The following is a 14,732-nucleotide window of genomic DNA, read 5'->3' on the forward strand; positions in this document are numbered from 1 at the left end:
ATGCCCAGCATTTGCGTCACTACCGCCTTGTTGATCAGCAGGGCTCACCCCACCCGGTGCTGGACGACCTCTACGACTCGCTCGACGCCGCCTGGGCCGAGGCGATGGGATGGTGGCAGGAGCAGGTGGGTGCCAGCCAGGGACCGGTGGAGATCGGCGTTGAGGTGAGCACGGCCAGCGGTGATTGGCGCACTTTGCGCTACCCGGGCGGCAGCGCCTGATCGCCAACCCCTTCAGGTTCAGCGCCAGTCCGGCTGATAGATCCGCAGGGTGGCGAAGCCCAGCGACGAGGGCGTGGGTTGGGGGCCAGCCGGGATGGCCTGCACCTGGAACATGTAGGTGTCGCTCATGGATGGATTGGCCCAGGGCTTGAGCATCACGGTGATCGTCTGACCGGGTGCCACGGGTTCGGGAAAGGTCACCTGCACCTCCCGTTTCCCGGGGTCAAAGCTGGCCTCCACCGCAATCGCAGCACCCTCCCGGCGCGGCCTGCCGACAAAGGCCCTGGTGCGTTCAGGGCTGAATGGGAAGTGGGTGTCGACGCCACGGGTCTGACGGACCGTCAGGCCTCCCAGGGAGGCGCCGGCGTCGGCCGCCAGCTCCACACTGAAGTAGTACTCCGCTGCGGGCTGGGACACGGTGGTGTAGTAGCTGACCAGATCCACCTTCCAGGGCGGGCGCGTGAAGTAGGTGCTGCCGCGCAACTCCAGAGCCCGCAGCGGGGCCGGAGCCAGCAGGGCCAGCAACGCCAGGCCCATGGCCGCGCTGCCCAGGTGGCGCTCCTGGCTGGGCTGCCCAGGACCGGCATGACGGCTGAGAGGGGCCATGGGCGCGAACGTCGGCGTGCCCTCAGACGCTAGGAGCGGAGCTGAGAAAGGGCTGGGGATCCTGGTCGCGCCGATGGTGGACGGGCAGGGACTCGGGCTGGGCCGAGGGGTCTGTGGGGTCGAGCGCGGCGGTGGTTTCCAGGCTGGTCCGCAGGCGTCGGGCCGCATGCAGGGGCATGTCGCGCGGCACGCTGATGCGATCGCGCAGGGCGCGCAGGCCAACGGCCGTGCCGGCCGGTGGCGGGCAGGGTGTGCCGTGCACCAGATGAGTGAGGGCACAGCGCAGGGCCTGGTCCATGACAGGTCCGGCCAGGGCCGGGCGCTGCTGCAGGGTGACCCGGTGGCGCAGCATGCGGCCCAGGGCCACGACGGCGGCATCGACTGGTTCTGGGGCAGAGGTTTCCGGATCGGTGCCCGAGGCATCACGCAATGGCCAGGGGCCCCGGTCGATGCGGGCGGCCAGGGCCTGTTGTGCGGCGCTGCCGCTGGCGTAGCAGCCGCCCATCTGGGGTGGCAGGTCGTGGGCGTGGGTGTGGAAGTCGCTCTGGGTGCCGAGGTAGGAGGAACGCTGTTCCAGAGCGGCGAACCAGCGGTCGATCGACGGGTGTTCCTGGCGCAGCAGAAAGCCCTTGTAGTAGGCCAGGGAGGCGTTCATTCGCTCCAGGTAGGGCACAAACACAAGGTCTGCGCTGCTGAGCTCCTCCAGCAGGAAGGGCCCGGGTCCTTCCTCCAGGGCCTGTTCCAGCCGGGCGGCCGTGCGCTGGAAGCGCAGGCGGGCGTCCTGCTCGGCGGCGGGGCCGGGCTGGGGCTGACACAGCCACTGGCACCAGGCGCGAAACAGGTGTCTTTCCAGCTGTCGCAACGGCAGGACCTGGGGATGGCCCAGGCCTGCCGCCAAGGGCCCGAAGGCCCGTTCGAGACACTCAAGGATGCGATCACTCTCGGTGATCCGCTCTCCATCGAGTTCCAAGGCCGGCAACATCCCGGAAGGAACCAGCTGGCGGTACCAGCGCTCCTTCTCGCCGTAACAGAACATCGTGACCTTGCGGATTCGATAGGGAATCCGCTTCTCCTCCAGCCAGAGCCACACCTTCTGGCAGTAGGGGCACCAGGCGTGATGATCGCGGTAAAAGGTGACCCTCAGCGCTGATTCAGGCTGACCGAACAGTCGTAGCAGGGCCTGGGCGTTGGTGCTGCCCTGGACGCGATCAGACTCAGGCTGCGCCCAGGTGGCAAGCTCGGACCATGGCAGTGGAAGAGGCGAACTGGCAGTGGTGACCAACCCTGGTTCGCCCATCGTCTCGGGGGACGGAGCCTGCATGGCGATTCTCCACTGGGGTGAGGTGGTGCCGCTGGACAGGCTTCCGCCATGGGGCCGCTGGCTGGACCCAGTGACCGGCCAGGGGCCGGCCACTGGGTGACTGGGAGTGCAGCGGTGCTGGTGCCGCCCTCAGGGATTGAGGGTGTCGTCTCCGGATTCGCCGGTGCGGATCCGGATGGTGTTGTCCACCGGGCTGATGATGATCTTGCCGTCGCCGATCTCCCCGGTGTGGGCGGCGCTCTTGATCGCTTCCACAACGCTGTCCACCACCTGATCCGTCACCACGGTGGTGATGTGCATCTTGGTGAGCAGCTTGGCCTCCACCTTGACGCCGCGGTAGACCTCGGTGTGACCCATCTGGCGTCCGAAGCCCTGAACCGTTGACACGGTGATGCCGTTGATGCCGATGGCCACAAGGGCATCCTTTACAGCGTCCAGCTTTCCAGGGCGCACAATGGCTTGAATTTGTTTCACGTGATACCAGGTTGACCCAGCCTCTTCTAGAGGCTGAGAGCGCCCGCTTCTGTAGCAATGACGGCTTTCTGCAGGCGTATCTGTCGAACGCCGACACGGCTGAACCGTTCGGGTTGAGGCAGGGGGGCAGCCAGAGGATGGAACGGCCCGCAACAGGGGCCGATGGTCATCCTCCTGCAGAGTCCCTTGTGGGGCTCAGTGGTGGTAGTGGGCACCGCGGTACTGCAGATCCGTGGAGGGGTCTGCCGGTGCAGGCTCATGGCGCAGAGGGGCCACGTAGTGCTGGCCTCGGTAGGTGTGCTCCACCGCCTCAGTGGAGGGATGCTCATGCTGGCTGGCGTCGTAAGCCACGCCGCGATAGCGCAGAGGGGAGTTGGTCATGGTGGCGTCCTCAGTTGGAAGAGAAGGGCCAAGTGGGGCGGCGCGGAGCGCTTGGGCGTCGTTGACGGCCCCCTTGACGTGGAGGAGCGTTGCTTCGTCCGTGCCCGCGGCGACCGGGGTCAACGCGAGGATCGGGCTACTTCCAGCAGACACGGCCTGCAGGGCTCTAGAGAGTCCGGCGGAGCGTGCACAGGCCCAACGTTTTGTCCTGAGACCTCATCTAAGCCGAGATTTCTGTCCACTGCGAACAGATCGCGGAAACCGTGCTGAAACGTTGCAATCCTTGGGTGTGCCTGGCGGGCGTGCTGCGCGCCCCGCGGCGCAGGGTGACGCCTGGGTGATCACCGCTGCTGATGTCCCGGGTTCGGCAACCGAGGCCGCCGGGAGCCATTTTGTAGCGAAAACAACATCAGCCGGCAGCGTCAGAGCGCATTGTCAGTCGCAATGGATGTCTTGCGGCATCCAAAACTCCATCGTGCAGCCGTCTTTCTGATCTGCCCATGACCATTGCTTCGCACCCTCCCAGGCGTACGAAACGCCTGCAAGAGGCGAGTCTGATGGAAGGACCAGCCCTGCTGATGAGCAGGATCCGAGGTCTTTCTTCCCAGCGCGGCCTCATCTGGTTCGCCTGCATTCCTTTGGCACTCTTCGGCCTGGGAGTGTTCAACCTCTCAGCCCACGCTGCAGAGCTCCCGGAACTCACGGCCGCCTTCTTGGCCAACAACCTCTTCATTTTCATCTGCGCGGTTCTGGTCATCTTCATGAATGCCGGCTTCGCCATGGTGGAGTCGGGTATGTGCCGCCAGAAAAACGCGGTCAACATCCTGCTGAAGAACCTCATCGTCTTCGCCCTGGCGGCCACCGCCTACTGGTTCATCGGCTACTCGGTGATGTACGGCGATTCGGTGCTGGGCGGCTGGCTGTTCTTCAAGGGCCTGTTCTTCGATCCCACCGTCACCCCTGAGATGGTGAGCGAAGGCTCTCTCGTTCCCACCGTCGACTTCTTCTTCCAGGTGGCCTTCGCCGCCACGGCAGCCACCATCGTCTCCGGACTGGTGGCCGAGCGCATCAAATTTGGTGAGTTCGTGGTCTTCTCCCTGGTTCTGGTTGGGATCCTGTATCCCATCTCCGGCTCCTGGCAGTGGAATGGTGGCTGGCTCTCAGAGCTTGGATTCATCGATTTCGCCGGCTCCTCGATCGTGCACTCCTTCGGGGCCTGGGCCGGCCTGATCGGAGCGATCCTGCTTGGCCCCAGGATTGGTAAGTTCGCCGAAGGCAGGCCTCAGGCCCTGCCAGGCCACAACATGGCCATTGCCACCCTCGGCTGCCTCATTCTCTGGATCGGCTGGTACGGATTCAACCCAGGCTCTGTTCTGGCCATGGATCAAACGGTTCCCTACGTGGCCGTGACCACCACCCTGGGCGCCGCTGGCGGCGGTATCGCCGGCACACTGGTGTCCCAGATCAGGGGCGGCAAGCCCGACCTGACCATGACCATCAACGGCATCCTGGCCGGACTGGTGGCTGTGACGGCGGGCTGTGACGGCTTCTCGATGGCTGGAGCATGGGTTGTGGGCTTCATCGGTGGCGCTCTTGTGGTGTTCTCGGTGTCCTTCATCGACGGCCTCAAGATCGACGACCCTGTGGGAGCCTTCTCGGTGCACGGCACCTGCGGCATCTGGGGCACCCTGGCCGTGGGTCTGTTCAACATGGACAAGGGTCTGTTCACCGGCCACGGTGCTTCCCAGCTCGGCTTTCAGATCGTCGGCGTTCTTGCCTACGGGATCTTCGCCATCGTGGCCTCCCTGATCACCTGGTCGATCATCGGTGCCATCTTCGGAGGCATCCGCGTCTCCGAGAAGGAGGAGATCGAAGGCCTCGACATCAGCGAGCACGGCATGGAGTCGTACCCCGACTTCGCTGCCAGCGCCAAGTAACGCTGCGAGCCGGGGCTCAGGCCTCGGCGTTCGCTGCCATCAGCCCGCGGCTCTGCCGTGGGTTTTTTGTTGTTTGGGACCCCTCGGGCGTTCTCCGGGCCGGACCCCGACCAAGCAAGCTGGGGGTTCTTCCCCGCCGTCCTCTGCGTCTGTCTCCATGGGTGACCGCTTCGATCTGATCGTGCTCGGTGCCGGCTCCGGAGGCTTGGCAGCCGCCAAGCGGGCGGCCAGTTACGGGGCCAAGGTGGCGATCGTGGAGGGCGACCGGGTGGGCGGCACCTGCGTGATCCGTGGCTGCGTCCCCAAGAAGCTGCTTGTCTATGGCTCGGCCTACAGCCACCTGCTCGCCGATGCCGCCAGCTACGGCTGGGAGCTGGCCCCCTGGCGCAGCGATCCGGCGCGGCTGCTGGCGGCGGTTCGGGCCGAGGTGGATCGGCTCAACAGCATGCACATCGGCTTCCTGGAGAAGGCCGGCGTGGCCCTGGTGCGGGGCTGGGGGCGCTTTGTGTCTGCCGATGCCGTGGCGGTGCAGGGCGCCGATGGTTCTGAGCGGCAGCTGCAGGCGGATCACATCCTGGTGGCCGTTGGCGGCCGGCCCTATCGCCCCCCCTTCCCAGGCGCCGAGCTGGCCTGGGTGAGTGATGACATGTTTCTGCAGGAGAGGCTGCCTGAGGCGGTGGCCGTGGTGGGCGGCGGTTTCATCGCCTGCGAATTCGCCTGCATCCTCAACGGCCTCGGCGTGCGGGTGACCCAGCTGGTGCGGGGCGATCATCTGCTGCGGGGCTTTGACCGCGAGGCCAGCGAGGCCGTGAGTGAGGCCATGCAGGAGCAGGGCATCGATCTGCGCTTCGCCCACACCCCGAAGGCGCTCACCCAGGCCGCCAGCTCCGCCGGCCTCACTCTCACCACCCAGTCCGGCGAGGAGATTGCCTGCGGTGGGGTGCTGCTGGCCACCGGGCGCAAGCCGTTTCTGGACAACCTCAACCTCGAGGCGGCCGGCGTCGCTGTGGAAGGCGATGCCATCCCGGTGGATGCCGACCAGCGCACCAACGTGAGCCATGTCTATGCCGTGGGCGATGTGACCGACCGCATCAACCTCACGCCGGTGGCGGTGGACGAGGGCCGGGCCTTTGCCGACACGGTCTACGGGCAGCGGCCGCGGCAGGTGAATCACGACCTGGTGGCCAGCGCGGTGTTCTCCCAGCCGGAGCTCTCCGGGGTGGGTCTCACCGAGGAGCAGGCCTGTGAGCGCCATGGTGCCGCGGCGATCCAGGTGCATCGGGCCCGCTTCCGGGCGATGAGTCAGGCGCTGCCGGCCCGGGGGCCCAGGGTGCTGCTGAAGCTGATCGTGGAGAAGGCCAGTGACCGGGTGCTGGGCTGCCACATGGTGGGAGAGCACGCGGCTGAAATCATTCAGATGGCGGCTGTGGCGATCGGCATGGGGGCCACCAAGGCTGACTTCGACCGCACCATGGCCCTCCATCCCACGGTGGCGGAGGAGTTCGTCACGATGCCCAACTAGGGACGAGCCCAGTCAGCGCCAGCTGGCGTCATTAGCTGGCCGGGTCGACTCCGGGGGCACCTGCGTTGGCCCTCGGCTCGAAGCCCCACTGGGCCCTCAGCCCCGGGTTGCTCAGCTCCCAGGCGTGCTCGGAGGGGGCGACGTTGTGGGGTTGGCGGCAGGGAACCAGAGCCCGCTGGGCGAAGGCCTTCTGCAGCTGTGCGGCGTAGTGCTCGCTCTGGGCGATCAGGCCGTTGAGGTGCTGCTGGCCTCCTGCCGCCTTCAGCATCGCCTCGTTGGAGCGGCACAGGGCAAGGTCCTGCAGGTGCTGCTCCAGCCAGTTCCATTCGTAGTGGAGCATCGCGTCGCTGCAGTGCTCCAGCTCGCTCACGTAGAGATCGGCCGGAGGCCGCTCAGGCGCGCCGGCTGGCGGGGCAGCGGCCTGGTGATCCAGGCGCTGGCCAAGGCGCTGCATGATGGCGCGCAGTTCACTCATGGGCCCAGGCGATGCTCCTGGCCATTGTTGCTGGGCGAAGGGGCCTTCAGGCGCCGCCAGCGGCGCCGTAACCCACCATTGTGGCCTTGACGTGGGCCAGGGCTGTCCCTTCGAGGAACTGTTGATCCAGCAGCAGCAGTGCTGCCGAATTGTCCCCGGCGAGCCGCAGGCGTTTGCGCACGAAGCGGGCCTCCGCCTCCTCCTTGATCTGCTCCTCCACGAACCAGTCGAGCATCGCCGAGGCACTGCGCTCGCAGTTCTCCTCGGCCAGGCCATAGAGCCGGTTGATGGAGGCTGTCACCTCCTTCTCCATCTCCGAAACCCGGTCGAACAGCTGCTGCACCGATTGCCAGTCGCGCTGGGGTGCCTGGATCGTGGGCAGGATCACCTCCTCATCACAGTCCACCAGATAGGCGATCATCCGCGCCGCGTGGGCGCGCTCCTCGTTGCTCTTCTCGAGCATGTACTTGGAGAATCCCGCCAGATCCTTTTCCCGCAGCCAGATCGACATCGACAGGTAGCTGTGGCTGGCCTGAAACTCCGATTCCAGATGGCGGTTGATGGCGGTGGTGAGCTGGTTCATCGCAGGGGAGCGGGGCCACGGTTGGGTTTGGAGGCCAGCCTATGAACCCTGGGGATGGCCAGCTGCTGATGGGCCCAGTGGGCACTGAGCGCCGCCAGCAGGCTGAGCTGGTTGCCACGGATGCGAAGCATGGGTGCCGGTGCGGTTGCGTTCAGACTGCCCCTCACCGCTCCCCCGGTCGAGCCGTCAGGTGACGCCTGCGGGCAACCGATGGCACAGAGCGATGTGGCCTCCGCTCGGATGGGCCGGCCAGGATGGGGGTCACTGGAAGGTGACCATGGCCCGACTGCTCGTGATCCAGCACCTGGAGCGCGAAGGCCCGGGCCAGTTTGCCGCCGCAGCGGCTGTCCGGGGGTGGGAGCTGGAGGTGCTGCGTCCCGACCTGGCCCAGCCCCTGCGCGATCCCCTCGACGACGAGATCCTGCTGGTGCTGGGGGGGCCAATGGGTGTGGCCCAACTGGGCGACCCCGCCCTGGCCTGGCTCGCCGAGGAGGTGGCCCTGCTGAAGCGGGTGCTGGCACGCCAGCAGCCCGTGATCGGCATCTGCCTGGGCGCCCAGCTGCTGGCCCATGCGGCGGGAGGCATGGTGGAGCCGCTCACCTGTGGGGTTCCGGCGCTGCCGGTGCGGGAGGTGGGCTGGGGGGCGGTGAGCTTCCTGGGGGACCCCAGCCAGGAGCCCCTGCTGCGGGGGCTGGAGGCGAGCGAACTGATGCTGCACTGGCATGGCGATCGGGTGCGTCTGCCCGCCGGTGCCGAGCTGCTGGGCTCCACGTTGCTTTGCCCTGAGCAGATCTTCCGCCTCGGCGCGCGGGCCTACGGCCTCCAGTGTCACGGCGAGGTGCTGGAGCGGGATCTGCAGCGCTGGCTGCAGGAGGACGCGGCCTATGTGGCGGCCGCCCTGGGCCCTGGGGGGGTGGAGCGGATCCACGCCGACACGCGCCGCTGGGGCGCCAGGGCCGAGCGGCAAGGGCGCCGCCTGATCGACAATCTGCTCGATCTGCTCGTGCAGACGACCCAGGCCTCCCCGCTCAGCTGATCCCGATCTGCAGCGGGCGCCGCTGCAGACGCGGCCCCTGGCTGGGTTGGATCGCCTGGGGCAGGGAGCCGGCGGCCAGCGGCTCCAGGCTGTTGAGGCTGTAGGTGGTTTCGCTCAGTCCGCCCGCGCCGCCGGAGAGCTCCAGCAGGGTGAGGCTCTGCTGCGGCGGGGCGGTGCTCTGGAGCAGCTGGCGCGGACCGCTGCCCATGGCGCCGAGGCTGAGCAGGTTGAGGCCCCCCACCCGGCCGGGGAACCAGGTGTGGTGATGGCCACTGATGTAGAGGGCGACCCCCTGGCGCTCCAGCAGCGCCCGCACCAGGGCGGGCTGATGCAGCACCTCGCCGCTCCGGTCCCGGCCCTGGCCCACGGCGTAGAGGGGCAGGTGGCCGATCGCCAGCCGCAGCCGGGCCTGGCGGGCCTGGGGGCTGGCGAGCTGCCGTTCCGCCCAGCGCAGCTGCTCCCCCCCCAGCCCCGCGGAGGACGCGTCCAGCACCAGCACGAACACGCCTCGGTGCAGCAGGCTGTAGCGGAAGGGGAAGTTCGAGCCGTCCAGCAGCGTGATCCTGAGGCGGGAGCGCTGGGCGAGCCAGAACCGGCTGGCTTCCTGGCGATCCAGGGCGAACACGTAGCGCCCGTTCTGCTGGCTGCTGGAGGCATCGTGGTTGCCCATCGCCGCAGCGAAGGCGAGGCCATCGCTCAGCAGGGGATCGAGCACGTTCACCCCGAAGCTGCGCCACATCGCCTGCAGCTGGCTGGCCGTGAGCCCCCGTTTCTGGCCGGCCACCATGTCGCCGGCGCAGAGCACCAGCTCAGGGCGCAGGCGGCCCAGCAGAGCCACCCCCCGCTGCACCTGGGGCACGTAGGAGGTGGAGCCGTAGCTGCTGTTGAGATCGCTGATCAGGGCGATGCGCAGGGGGCTGTCGTCTGCGCCGGTTCCTGGCGTGAGGCTGGCGGCGCTGCCCGACCTGCTCCACAGGGGCCGGGCCAGCCAGAAACCGGCCCCCCCGGCGGCCAGCTGCAAGAGATGCCGTCGGGAGCAATGCATCGGCGTGAGGGAGTGGCTGGGCAGGGCGGCTCAGGGGGAGGCCAGGCCCTGCTCCGATCAGAACACGGCGAGGGAGGCGCCCAGCACCACCACCATCGTCGCGATCAGAGCCACGGCCCAGAGGGCGTGGGACGTGGCGTCGGCGGGAGTTTCGCCAGCTACCGCGGCAATCTCGTCGGCGTAGAGATTGTCGTGGTTCTCGAGGTCGTGAGTGCGCATGGTGGTCCTCCCGAGGGGTGGTTTCAACCTAGGCAGCACCCCCAGCACGCACCACCTCCAGGCCGTGACGAGATGTGTGGGGGTATGACGAATCGCCGTGGCGGTGATCAGCTACCGGGCGTCGCCTGGCGCTTGCCGCCCCTGCGGCCCTTGCCGGGGCCTCCCACGGGCGCCTCGATGCCATTGCGCTCATAGATCTTGCGCATCTCGTCGCGGTACTGGGCCCGCAGCTTCTGATTGGCCTTGCGCTCGTCTTTGCGGCAACTGCGCAGCTCCTGCTGGTTGGACGCCCCCGAAACGCAGCGCTCGCTCTTCTGCTGGATCTGGGAGCGCTCCTTCTGCAGCTTGAGGGTGAGCGCCTTGCGCTCCGGAAAGATCTTCTCCCGCTGGGCCGGGGTGAGCCGCTCGGGGGGGGCGGACGTCTGGGCCAGGGCGGGGCCCAGGCTGCCCAGGGCGAGGCTGAGACCGGCGGCGGTGGCCAGGCCGGTGCGCACGAGGCGACGGGACAGGCAGATGGAGGGAATGGTCATGGCTCAGGGATGTTCAACGCCATTCATCCTGTCCTGCTGGTCTGAATGAGATCGGTCTGGAGAGCGCGAAGATGTGACCAGATCTGACAGAGACCGCCCCCGCAACCCCAGGGTGAAGCCCCCCTGGCCGGGGCGGTGGTGGAAGAGTTCGCCGCCATGCTCCAGGGCGACGCGCTGGGCGATGGCCAGGCCGAGGCCACAGTGGCCGTCGCCGCCCCTGGCCTCATCGAGCCGTCGAAAGGGCTGCAGCGCCTGGTGCCAGAGCGCCTCTGGAATCCCCTCGCCGGCGTCACTCACGGCGATCGCAAAGCCCCCAGCGTCCCAGGGCTGCAGGCTCAGCTGGTAGGGGGGGTGGCCGTGGTGGGCGGCGTTGCTGAGCAGGTTCCCCACCGCCCGGGTCAGGGCGATGGGCCGCACCCAGGCCTGCAGAGGCTTCAGGTCCAGGCTCAGGTTGCTCAGGCCGCTCTGGCCGGCGACTTCGGCCAGCAGGGCCGCCAGGTCCACCCGCACCGGCTGCTCTTCTGCGTCTCCCCGGGCGAAGGCGATGAACTGGCTGGTGATCCGTTCGAGGGCATCGAGGTCGCCCTGGGCCTTGGTGCTCTCGGCGGCGGACATCGGCTGGCCCTCGGCCAGGTGCAGGCGCAGGCGCAGCCTGGTGATCGGGCTGTTGAGGTCGTGGCCGATGCCGGCCAGCATCGTGGCCCGTACCTGCCTGTCCAGCCGCAGGTGCTCAAGCAGGCCGTTGAAGCGGCGGGTGATCTGGCGTACGGCCCTGGTGCCGCGCTCCGGCAGCGGTTCGGGGTCCTGGCTGGTGCCCAGCTGCTGCAGGGAGTTCTCCAGCTGGCGCAGGGGGCGCTGAACCTCCAGGCTCAGCACCAGGGTGGAGAGTGCCAGGCCCGCGGCCCCCAGCGACAGGATCAGCGAGAGGGGGTCGGGGGGCCAGCGCCGCGGGTCGGGAATGGCCACCGCCAGCCAGATCGACTCGAAGGGCGACACCACTTCGACCCAGAGGCTGCCTCCAGCGGCCACCACCTCCCGGCAGAAGCCCAGCTGGCTGCAGAGCTCGGCGTGGAGAGCATCGGCTTCCGCTCCGCCCCTGTCCCCTGCTGGCGGATGGTCCTCCGCCAGCTCCAGGCCGCTGAGTTCCGCCACAGACTCCATCGGGTAGCTCTCCAGGGCCAGCTCCCCCAGGCGCAGGCTGAAGGCCACCTCCGAGCCCAGCTGCACCATCTGGCTGCGGGCCAGCCGGCGGCTGAGCAGGGTCTGAACCAGCAGCAGGCTCAGCAGCCAGAGCCCCAGGCCGCCCGCCCCGTAGGCCAGCACCCTCAGCCATCGGCGGGATCCCGCCGCAGAGCGGTTAGGCACGCGGCTGGCCATCGGGAACGAAGACGTAGCCATAGCCCCACACCGTCTGGATGTGGCGGGGTTGGGAGGGGTCCGCCTCCACCAGCCGCCGTAACCGCGACACCTGCACATCCATGCTGCGGGCGTCGGTCTCGCTGGTGGGTCCCCGCGAGAGTTCAATCAGCCGCTCCCGCGACAGGGGCCTGTGGGGGTGCTGGGCCAGGGCCAGCAGCAGGCTGAATTCGCCGCTGGTGATCGTCACCGGCTCGCCGTCGCGCTCCAGCCGCCGGGTGCTGGGATCCAGCTGCCAGGCCCCGAAGCCGATCGGGTTGGCGTCAGGCCGCGGCGTGCCCGGCGGACCCTGCTGACGCCGGCGCAGCACCGCCTCGATGCGGGCCGTGAGCTCGCGGGGCAGGAAGGGTTTGGCCAGGTAGTCATCGGCGCCCTGCTCCAGCCCGATGATCCGGTCCACCGCATCGCCCCTGGCGGTGAGCATCAGCACCGGCAGGTCATCGCCGCCGTCGCGCAGCCGCCGCAGCACCAGCAGGCCGTCGTCTCCGGGGAGCATCAGATCGAGCACCAGCAGGTCTGGCCGCTGACTCTCCAGCCGCGCCGTGAGCTGCTGACCATTGGCCAGGCAGCGCACCTCGTAGCCCTGTTCACCGAGATAGCGCTGCAGCATCTGACGTAGCTCGGCGTCATCGTCGACAACCCAGATGCGGTGGGAACGGGCCATGGCGCCGGGCAGCCGGGGTGGCTCAGGAGGCGATCATCCTGAACCGATCCAGGCCCGGTCGGTCGAGCCACTGTCCCTGCGGCGGTGCTGTACCCAAGCCGGCCACGGCCTCACACCAGGGCCAGACCCCGTTCGTTGAACACCCCCTCGAACAGCATCGAGCTCAGGTAGCGCTCGCCGGAGTCGGGCAGCACCACCACGATCGTCTTGCCGGCATAGGCGGGATCGGCGGCCAGGCGCAGCGCCGCGCAGGTGGCGGCACCGCAGGAGATGCCCGCCAGGATGCCTTCCTCCCGCATCAGCCGCCGGGCCATGGCCACCGCCTCGGCGTCAGACACGGTCTCCACCCGGTCCACCAGGCTGAGGTCGAGGTTGCCTGGAACGAAGCCCGCGCCGATCCCCTGGATCTTGTGGGGCCCCGGGCTGATCTCATCCCCTGCCCTGGTCTGGCTGATCACCGGGCTGGTGAGCGGCTCCACCGCCACCGATTCAAGCGGCTGGCCCAGCGTGGTCTTGATGTAGCGGCTGACGCCCGTGATCGTGCCCCCCGTGCCGACCCCGGCCACCAGCACATCGATCTGCCCGTCGCTGTCGTCCCAGATCTCCGGGCCTGTGGTGTCGTGGTGGATGCGGGGGTTGGCGGGATTGGCGAACTGCTGCAGCAGCACGTAGCGGTCGGGCTCCGATTCCGCCAGTTCGCGGGCAACGTTGATGGCACCGGGCATCCCCTGGCGCCCCTCGGTGAGCAGCAGACGGGCGCCGTAGGCCGTGAGCAGCTTGCGGCGCTCCAGGCTCATCGTCTCCGGCATGGTGAGGGTGAGCGGGATGCCGCGCGAGGCCGCCACGAAGGCCAGGGCGATGCCGGTGTTGCCGCTGGTGGGCTCGATCAGTTCCTTGCCGGGGCCCAGCAGCCCATCCCGTTCGGCCTGCCAGATCATGGCGGCGCCGATCCGGCACTTCACCGAGTAGGCGGGATTACGCCCTTCGATCTTGGCCAGCACGGTGGCGCCACAGCCCTCAGTGATCCGGTTCAGCCGCACCAGGGGGGTCTTGCCGATCGTGAAGCTGTTGTCGGCGTAGATCGCCATTGCTGAACGCCGTACCTGAGGCTCAGCCTAGGGAACCCCCCTGCCTAGGGTTAAGGACCCCTTCACGCTCGCTGTTGAGCCGGGGTCTCGTGCCATGGCCACCGCCACGACGCCATCGGGGCACCCCTCCCTGCGGCTGCTGAACCACTTCAGCCTCGACACCATCAAGGGGGATCTGTTCGGGGGGGTCACCGCGGCGGTGATCGCCCTGCCGATGGCCCTGGCCTTCGGGGTGGCCTCCGGCGCCGGCGCCGCGGCCGGCCTCTGGGGGGCGGTGCTGGTGGGTCTGTTCGCCGCCCTGTTCGGCGGCACCCCCACCCTGATCTCCGAGCCCACCGGCCCGATGACCGTGGTGATGACCGCCGTCATCGCCAGCCTCACCGCCCAGGACCCGGAGAACGGCCTGGCCATGGCCTTCACCGTGGTGATGCTGGCCGGGGTGTTCCAGATCCTGTTCGGCCTGCTCAGGCTGGGTCGCTACGTGACCCAGATGCCCTACACGGTGATTTCGGGCTTCATGAGCGGCATCGGCCTGATCCTGATCATTCTCCAGATCGGCCCCTTCCTGGGCCAGGCCATCCCCAAGGGCGGTGTGCTCGGCACCCTCGGTGCCATCCCCTCCCTGCTGGCCGGGGCGCGCCCGGCGGAAGTCACCCTGGCTGTGGTGACCCTGGCGATCCTGTGGCTGACGCCGGCGCGGCTGAAAAAGGTGGCGCCGCCCCAGCTGATCGCCCTGATCGCCGGCACCGTGCTCTCGCTCACCCTGCTGAGCGGCGCCGATGGCTCGGCTGAAGTGGAGGGCATCCGCCGCATCGGTGCCATCGCCTCGGGCCTGCCGCATCTGCATCTGCCCCACTTCGAGGCCTCGCAGCTGCAGCTGATGCTGGTGAACGGGGCCGTGCTGGGGATGCTGGGCTGCATCGACGCCCTGCTCACCGCCGTGGTGGCCGACAGCATCACCCGCACCGAGCACAACTCCAACAAGGAACTGATCGGCCAGGGCCTCGGCAACCTCGTCTCCGGCCTGTTCGGCGGCATCGCCGGTGCCGGCGCCACCATGGGCACCGTGGTGAACATCCAGGCCGGTGGCCGCAGTGCCCTCTCGGGCCTCAGCCGTGCCCTGATCCTGATGCTGGTGATCCTGGCCGGCAGTGGCCTCGCCGCCCAGATCCCCCAGGCCGTGCTGGCCGGCATCGCCCTGAAGGTGGGCTTTG

The 14,732-nt window shown here is 68.3% G+C and carries 18 protein-coding genes; 5 read left to right on the plus strand and 13 right to left on the minus strand.

Translation table 11 applies throughout. The features are described from left to right. Positions 1-11 precede the first annotated feature (11 nt). A complete protein-coding gene (locus tag IQ220_RS12535; protein ID WP_370566469.1) occupies positions 12-221 on the plus strand; it encodes a hypothetical protein in 210 nt (69 codons plus the stop codon). A gap of 18 nt (positions 222-239) precedes the next feature. Here IQ220_RS12535 and IQ220_RS12540 read toward each other — a convergent pair whose 3' ends face one another. The 4 genes from IQ220_RS12540 to IQ220_RS12555 form a co-directional block, all read right to left on the minus strand. After that, positions 240-827: a DUF2808 domain-containing protein gene (locus tag IQ220_RS12540; protein ID WP_193814261.1), complete on the minus strand. Its 588-nt coding sequence runs from the start codon at positions 825-827 to the stop codon at positions 240-242. A gap of 22 nt (positions 828-849) precedes the next feature. Next, on the minus strand, positions 850-2,124 hold the full coding sequence (locus tag IQ220_RS12545; RefSeq protein ID WP_193915374.1) for a glutathione S-transferase family protein: 1,275 nt from the start codon (positions 2,122-2,124) through the stop codon (positions 850-852). A gap of 153 nt (positions 2,125-2,277) precedes the next feature. Continuing rightward, on the minus strand, positions 2,278-2,622 hold the full coding sequence (locus IQ220_RS12550) for a P-II family nitrogen regulator (RefSeq protein WP_186699260.1): 345 nt from the start codon (positions 2,620-2,622) through the stop codon (positions 2,278-2,280). Positions 2,623-2,817: 195 nt separating this feature from the next. Beyond that, a complete protein-coding gene (locus tag IQ220_RS12555) occupies positions 2,818-3,003 on the minus strand; it encodes a DUF4278 domain-containing protein (RefSeq protein ID WP_186699262.1) in 186 nt (61 codons plus the stop codon). Between the two features lie 500 nt (positions 3,004-3,503). Between IQ220_RS12555 and IQ220_RS12560 the strand changes: the two genes are divergently transcribed. Both IQ220_RS12560 and gorA read left to right on the plus strand, forming a co-directional pair. Further along, positions 3,504-4,940, plus strand: coding sequence for an ammonium transporter (locus tag IQ220_RS12560; protein ID WP_193915342.1), 1,437 nt, complete (start codon positions 3,504-3,506; stop codon positions 4,938-4,940). A gap of 157 nt (positions 4,941-5,097) precedes the next feature. After that, the gene (gene gorA, locus IQ220_RS12565; RefSeq protein WP_193915344.1) at positions 5,098-6,462 is read left to right on the plus strand and encodes a glutathione-disulfide reductase; all 1,365 of its coding nucleotides are present in this window, start codon (positions 5,098-5,100) and stop codon (positions 6,460-6,462) included. A gap of 31 nt (positions 6,463-6,493) precedes the next feature. On the opposite strand, the gene IQ220_RS12570 is transcribed toward gorA, so the two are convergent. Genes IQ220_RS12570 through IQ220_RS16130 form a run of 3 tightly spaced genes read right to left on the minus strand, consistent with a single transcriptional unit; the run spans position 6,494 to position 7,651 of the window. Further along, on the minus strand, positions 6,494-6,937 hold the full coding sequence (locus tag IQ220_RS12570; RefSeq protein WP_193915346.1) for a hypothetical protein: 444 nt from the start codon (positions 6,935-6,937) through the stop codon (positions 6,494-6,496). Between the two features lie 46 nt (positions 6,938-6,983). Continuing rightward, entirely contained in the window at positions 6,984-7,520 is a 537-nt protein-coding gene (locus IQ220_RS12575; RefSeq protein ID WP_186699270.1) for a ferritin, read from the minus strand. After that, positions 7,517-7,651 (minus strand): hypothetical protein, encoded by a 135-nt coding sequence (locus IQ220_RS16130; protein WP_255460128.1) that lies wholly within the window; start codon positions 7,649-7,651, stop codon positions 7,517-7,519. The genes IQ220_RS12575 and IQ220_RS16130 overlap by 4 nt, the downstream gene beginning before the upstream one ends. A gap of 146 nt (positions 7,652-7,797) precedes the next feature. Here IQ220_RS16130 and IQ220_RS12580 point away from each other — a divergent pair, with 146 nt between their 5' ends. Then, complete coding sequence (locus tag IQ220_RS12580; RefSeq protein WP_193915348.1) at positions 7,798-8,556, plus strand: type 1 glutamine amidotransferase; 759 nt, start codon at positions 7,798-7,800, stop codon at positions 8,554-8,556. Here the strand turns inward: IQ220_RS12580 and IQ220_RS12585 are convergent. The 6 genes from IQ220_RS12585 to cysK all read right to left on the minus strand — a co-directional run bounded on the left by IQ220_RS12585 (position 8,549) and on the right by cysK (position 13,518). Further along, positions 8,549-9,577, minus strand: a complete 1,029-nt coding sequence (locus tag IQ220_RS12585) for a metallophosphoesterase (RefSeq protein WP_228009188.1) — start codon at positions 9,575-9,577, stop codon at positions 8,549-8,551. The genes IQ220_RS12580 and IQ220_RS12585 overlap by 8 nt on opposite strands. Positions 9,578-9,658: 81 nt before the next feature. Then, positions 9,659-9,820 carry a hypothetical protein gene (locus tag IQ220_RS12590; protein WP_186699276.1) on the minus strand — a complete coding sequence of 54 codons (162 nt, stop codon included), beginning with the start codon at positions 9,818-9,820 and terminating at the stop codon, positions 9,659-9,661. 107 nt (positions 9,821-9,927) lie between these two features. After that, complete coding sequence (locus tag IQ220_RS12595) at positions 9,928-10,350, minus strand: hypothetical protein (RefSeq protein ID WP_193915350.1); 423 nt, start codon at positions 10,348-10,350, stop codon at positions 9,928-9,930. 3 nt (positions 10,351-10,353) lie between these two features. Further along, positions 10,354-11,715 carry an ATP-binding protein gene (locus IQ220_RS12600; RefSeq protein WP_370566470.1) on the minus strand — a complete coding sequence of 454 codons (1,362 nt, stop codon included), beginning with the start codon at positions 11,713-11,715 and terminating at the stop codon, positions 10,354-10,356. After that, positions 11,708-12,430, minus strand: coding sequence for a response regulator (locus IQ220_RS12605; RefSeq protein ID WP_193815600.1), 723 nt, complete (start codon positions 12,428-12,430; stop codon positions 11,708-11,710). The genes IQ220_RS12600 and IQ220_RS12605 overlap by 8 nt, the downstream gene beginning before the upstream one ends. 110 nt (positions 12,431-12,540) lie before the next feature. Beyond that, complete coding sequence (gene cysK, locus IQ220_RS12610; protein ID WP_193815601.1) at positions 12,541-13,518, minus strand: cysteine synthase A; 978 nt, start codon at positions 13,516-13,518, stop codon at positions 12,541-12,543. Between the two features lie 94 nt (positions 13,519-13,612). On the opposite strand from cysK, the gene IQ220_RS12615 reads away from it, so the two are divergent. After that, positions 13,613-14,732 (plus strand): SulP family inorganic anion transporter (locus tag IQ220_RS12615; protein WP_255510965.1); only part of this gene is annotated, 1,120 nt, incomplete at its 3' end.

Source organism: Cyanobium sp. LEGE 06113, from assembly GCF_015207615.1.

What these genes read in the sequence shown, in the direction of transcription:
- IQ220_RS16130 (WP_255460128.1), bottom strand. Translation starts at nt 7,651, where the DNA reads ATGCTTCGCATCCGTGGCAACCAGCTCAGCCTGCTGGCGGCGCTCAGT.
- IQ220_RS12545 (WP_193915374.1), bottom strand. Translation starts at nt 2,124, where the DNA reads ATGGGCGAACCAGGGTTGGTCACCACTGCCAGTTCGCCTCTTCCACTG.
- IQ220_RS12560 (WP_193915342.1), top strand. Translation starts at nt 3,504, where the DNA reads ATGACCATTGCTTCGCACCCTCCCAGGCGTACGAAACGCCTGCAAGAG.
- IQ220_RS12595 (WP_193915350.1), bottom strand. Translation starts at nt 10,350, where the DNA reads ATGACCATTCCCTCCATCTGCCTGTCCCGTCGCCTCGTGCGCACCGGC.
- gorA (WP_193915344.1), top strand. Translation starts at nt 5,098, where the DNA reads ATGGGTGACCGCTTCGATCTGATCGTGCTCGGTGCCGGCTCCGGAGGC.
- IQ220_RS12570 (WP_193915346.1), bottom strand. Translation starts at nt 6,937, where the DNA reads ATGAGTGAACTGCGCGCCATCATGCAGCGCCTTGGCCAGCGCCTGGAT.
- IQ220_RS12575 (WP_186699270.1), bottom strand. Translation starts at nt 7,520, where the DNA reads ATGAACCAGCTCACCACCGCCATCAACCGCCATCTGGAATCGGAGTTT.
- IQ220_RS12580 (WP_193915348.1), top strand. Translation starts at nt 7,798, where the DNA reads ATGGCCCGACTGCTCGTGATCCAGCACCTGGAGCGCGAAGGCCCGGGC.
- IQ220_RS12605 (WP_193815600.1), bottom strand. Translation starts at nt 12,430, where the DNA reads ATGGCCCGTTCCCACCGCATCTGGGTTGTCGACGATGACGCCGAGCTA.
- IQ220_RS12555 (WP_186699262.1), bottom strand. Translation starts at nt 3,003, where the DNA reads ATGACCAACTCCCCTCTGCGCTATCGCGGCGTGGCTTACGACGCCAGC.
- IQ220_RS12540 (WP_193814261.1), bottom strand. Translation starts at nt 827, where the DNA reads ATGGCCCCTCTCAGCCGTCATGCCGGTCCTGGGCAGCCCAGCCAGGAG.
- cysK (WP_193815601.1), bottom strand. Translation starts at nt 13,518, where the DNA reads ATGGCGATCTACGCCGACAACAGCTTCACGATCGGCAAGACCCCCCTG.
- IQ220_RS12590 (WP_186699276.1), bottom strand. Translation starts at nt 9,820, where the DNA reads ATGCGCACTCACGACCTCGAGAACCACGACAATCTCTACGCCGACGAG.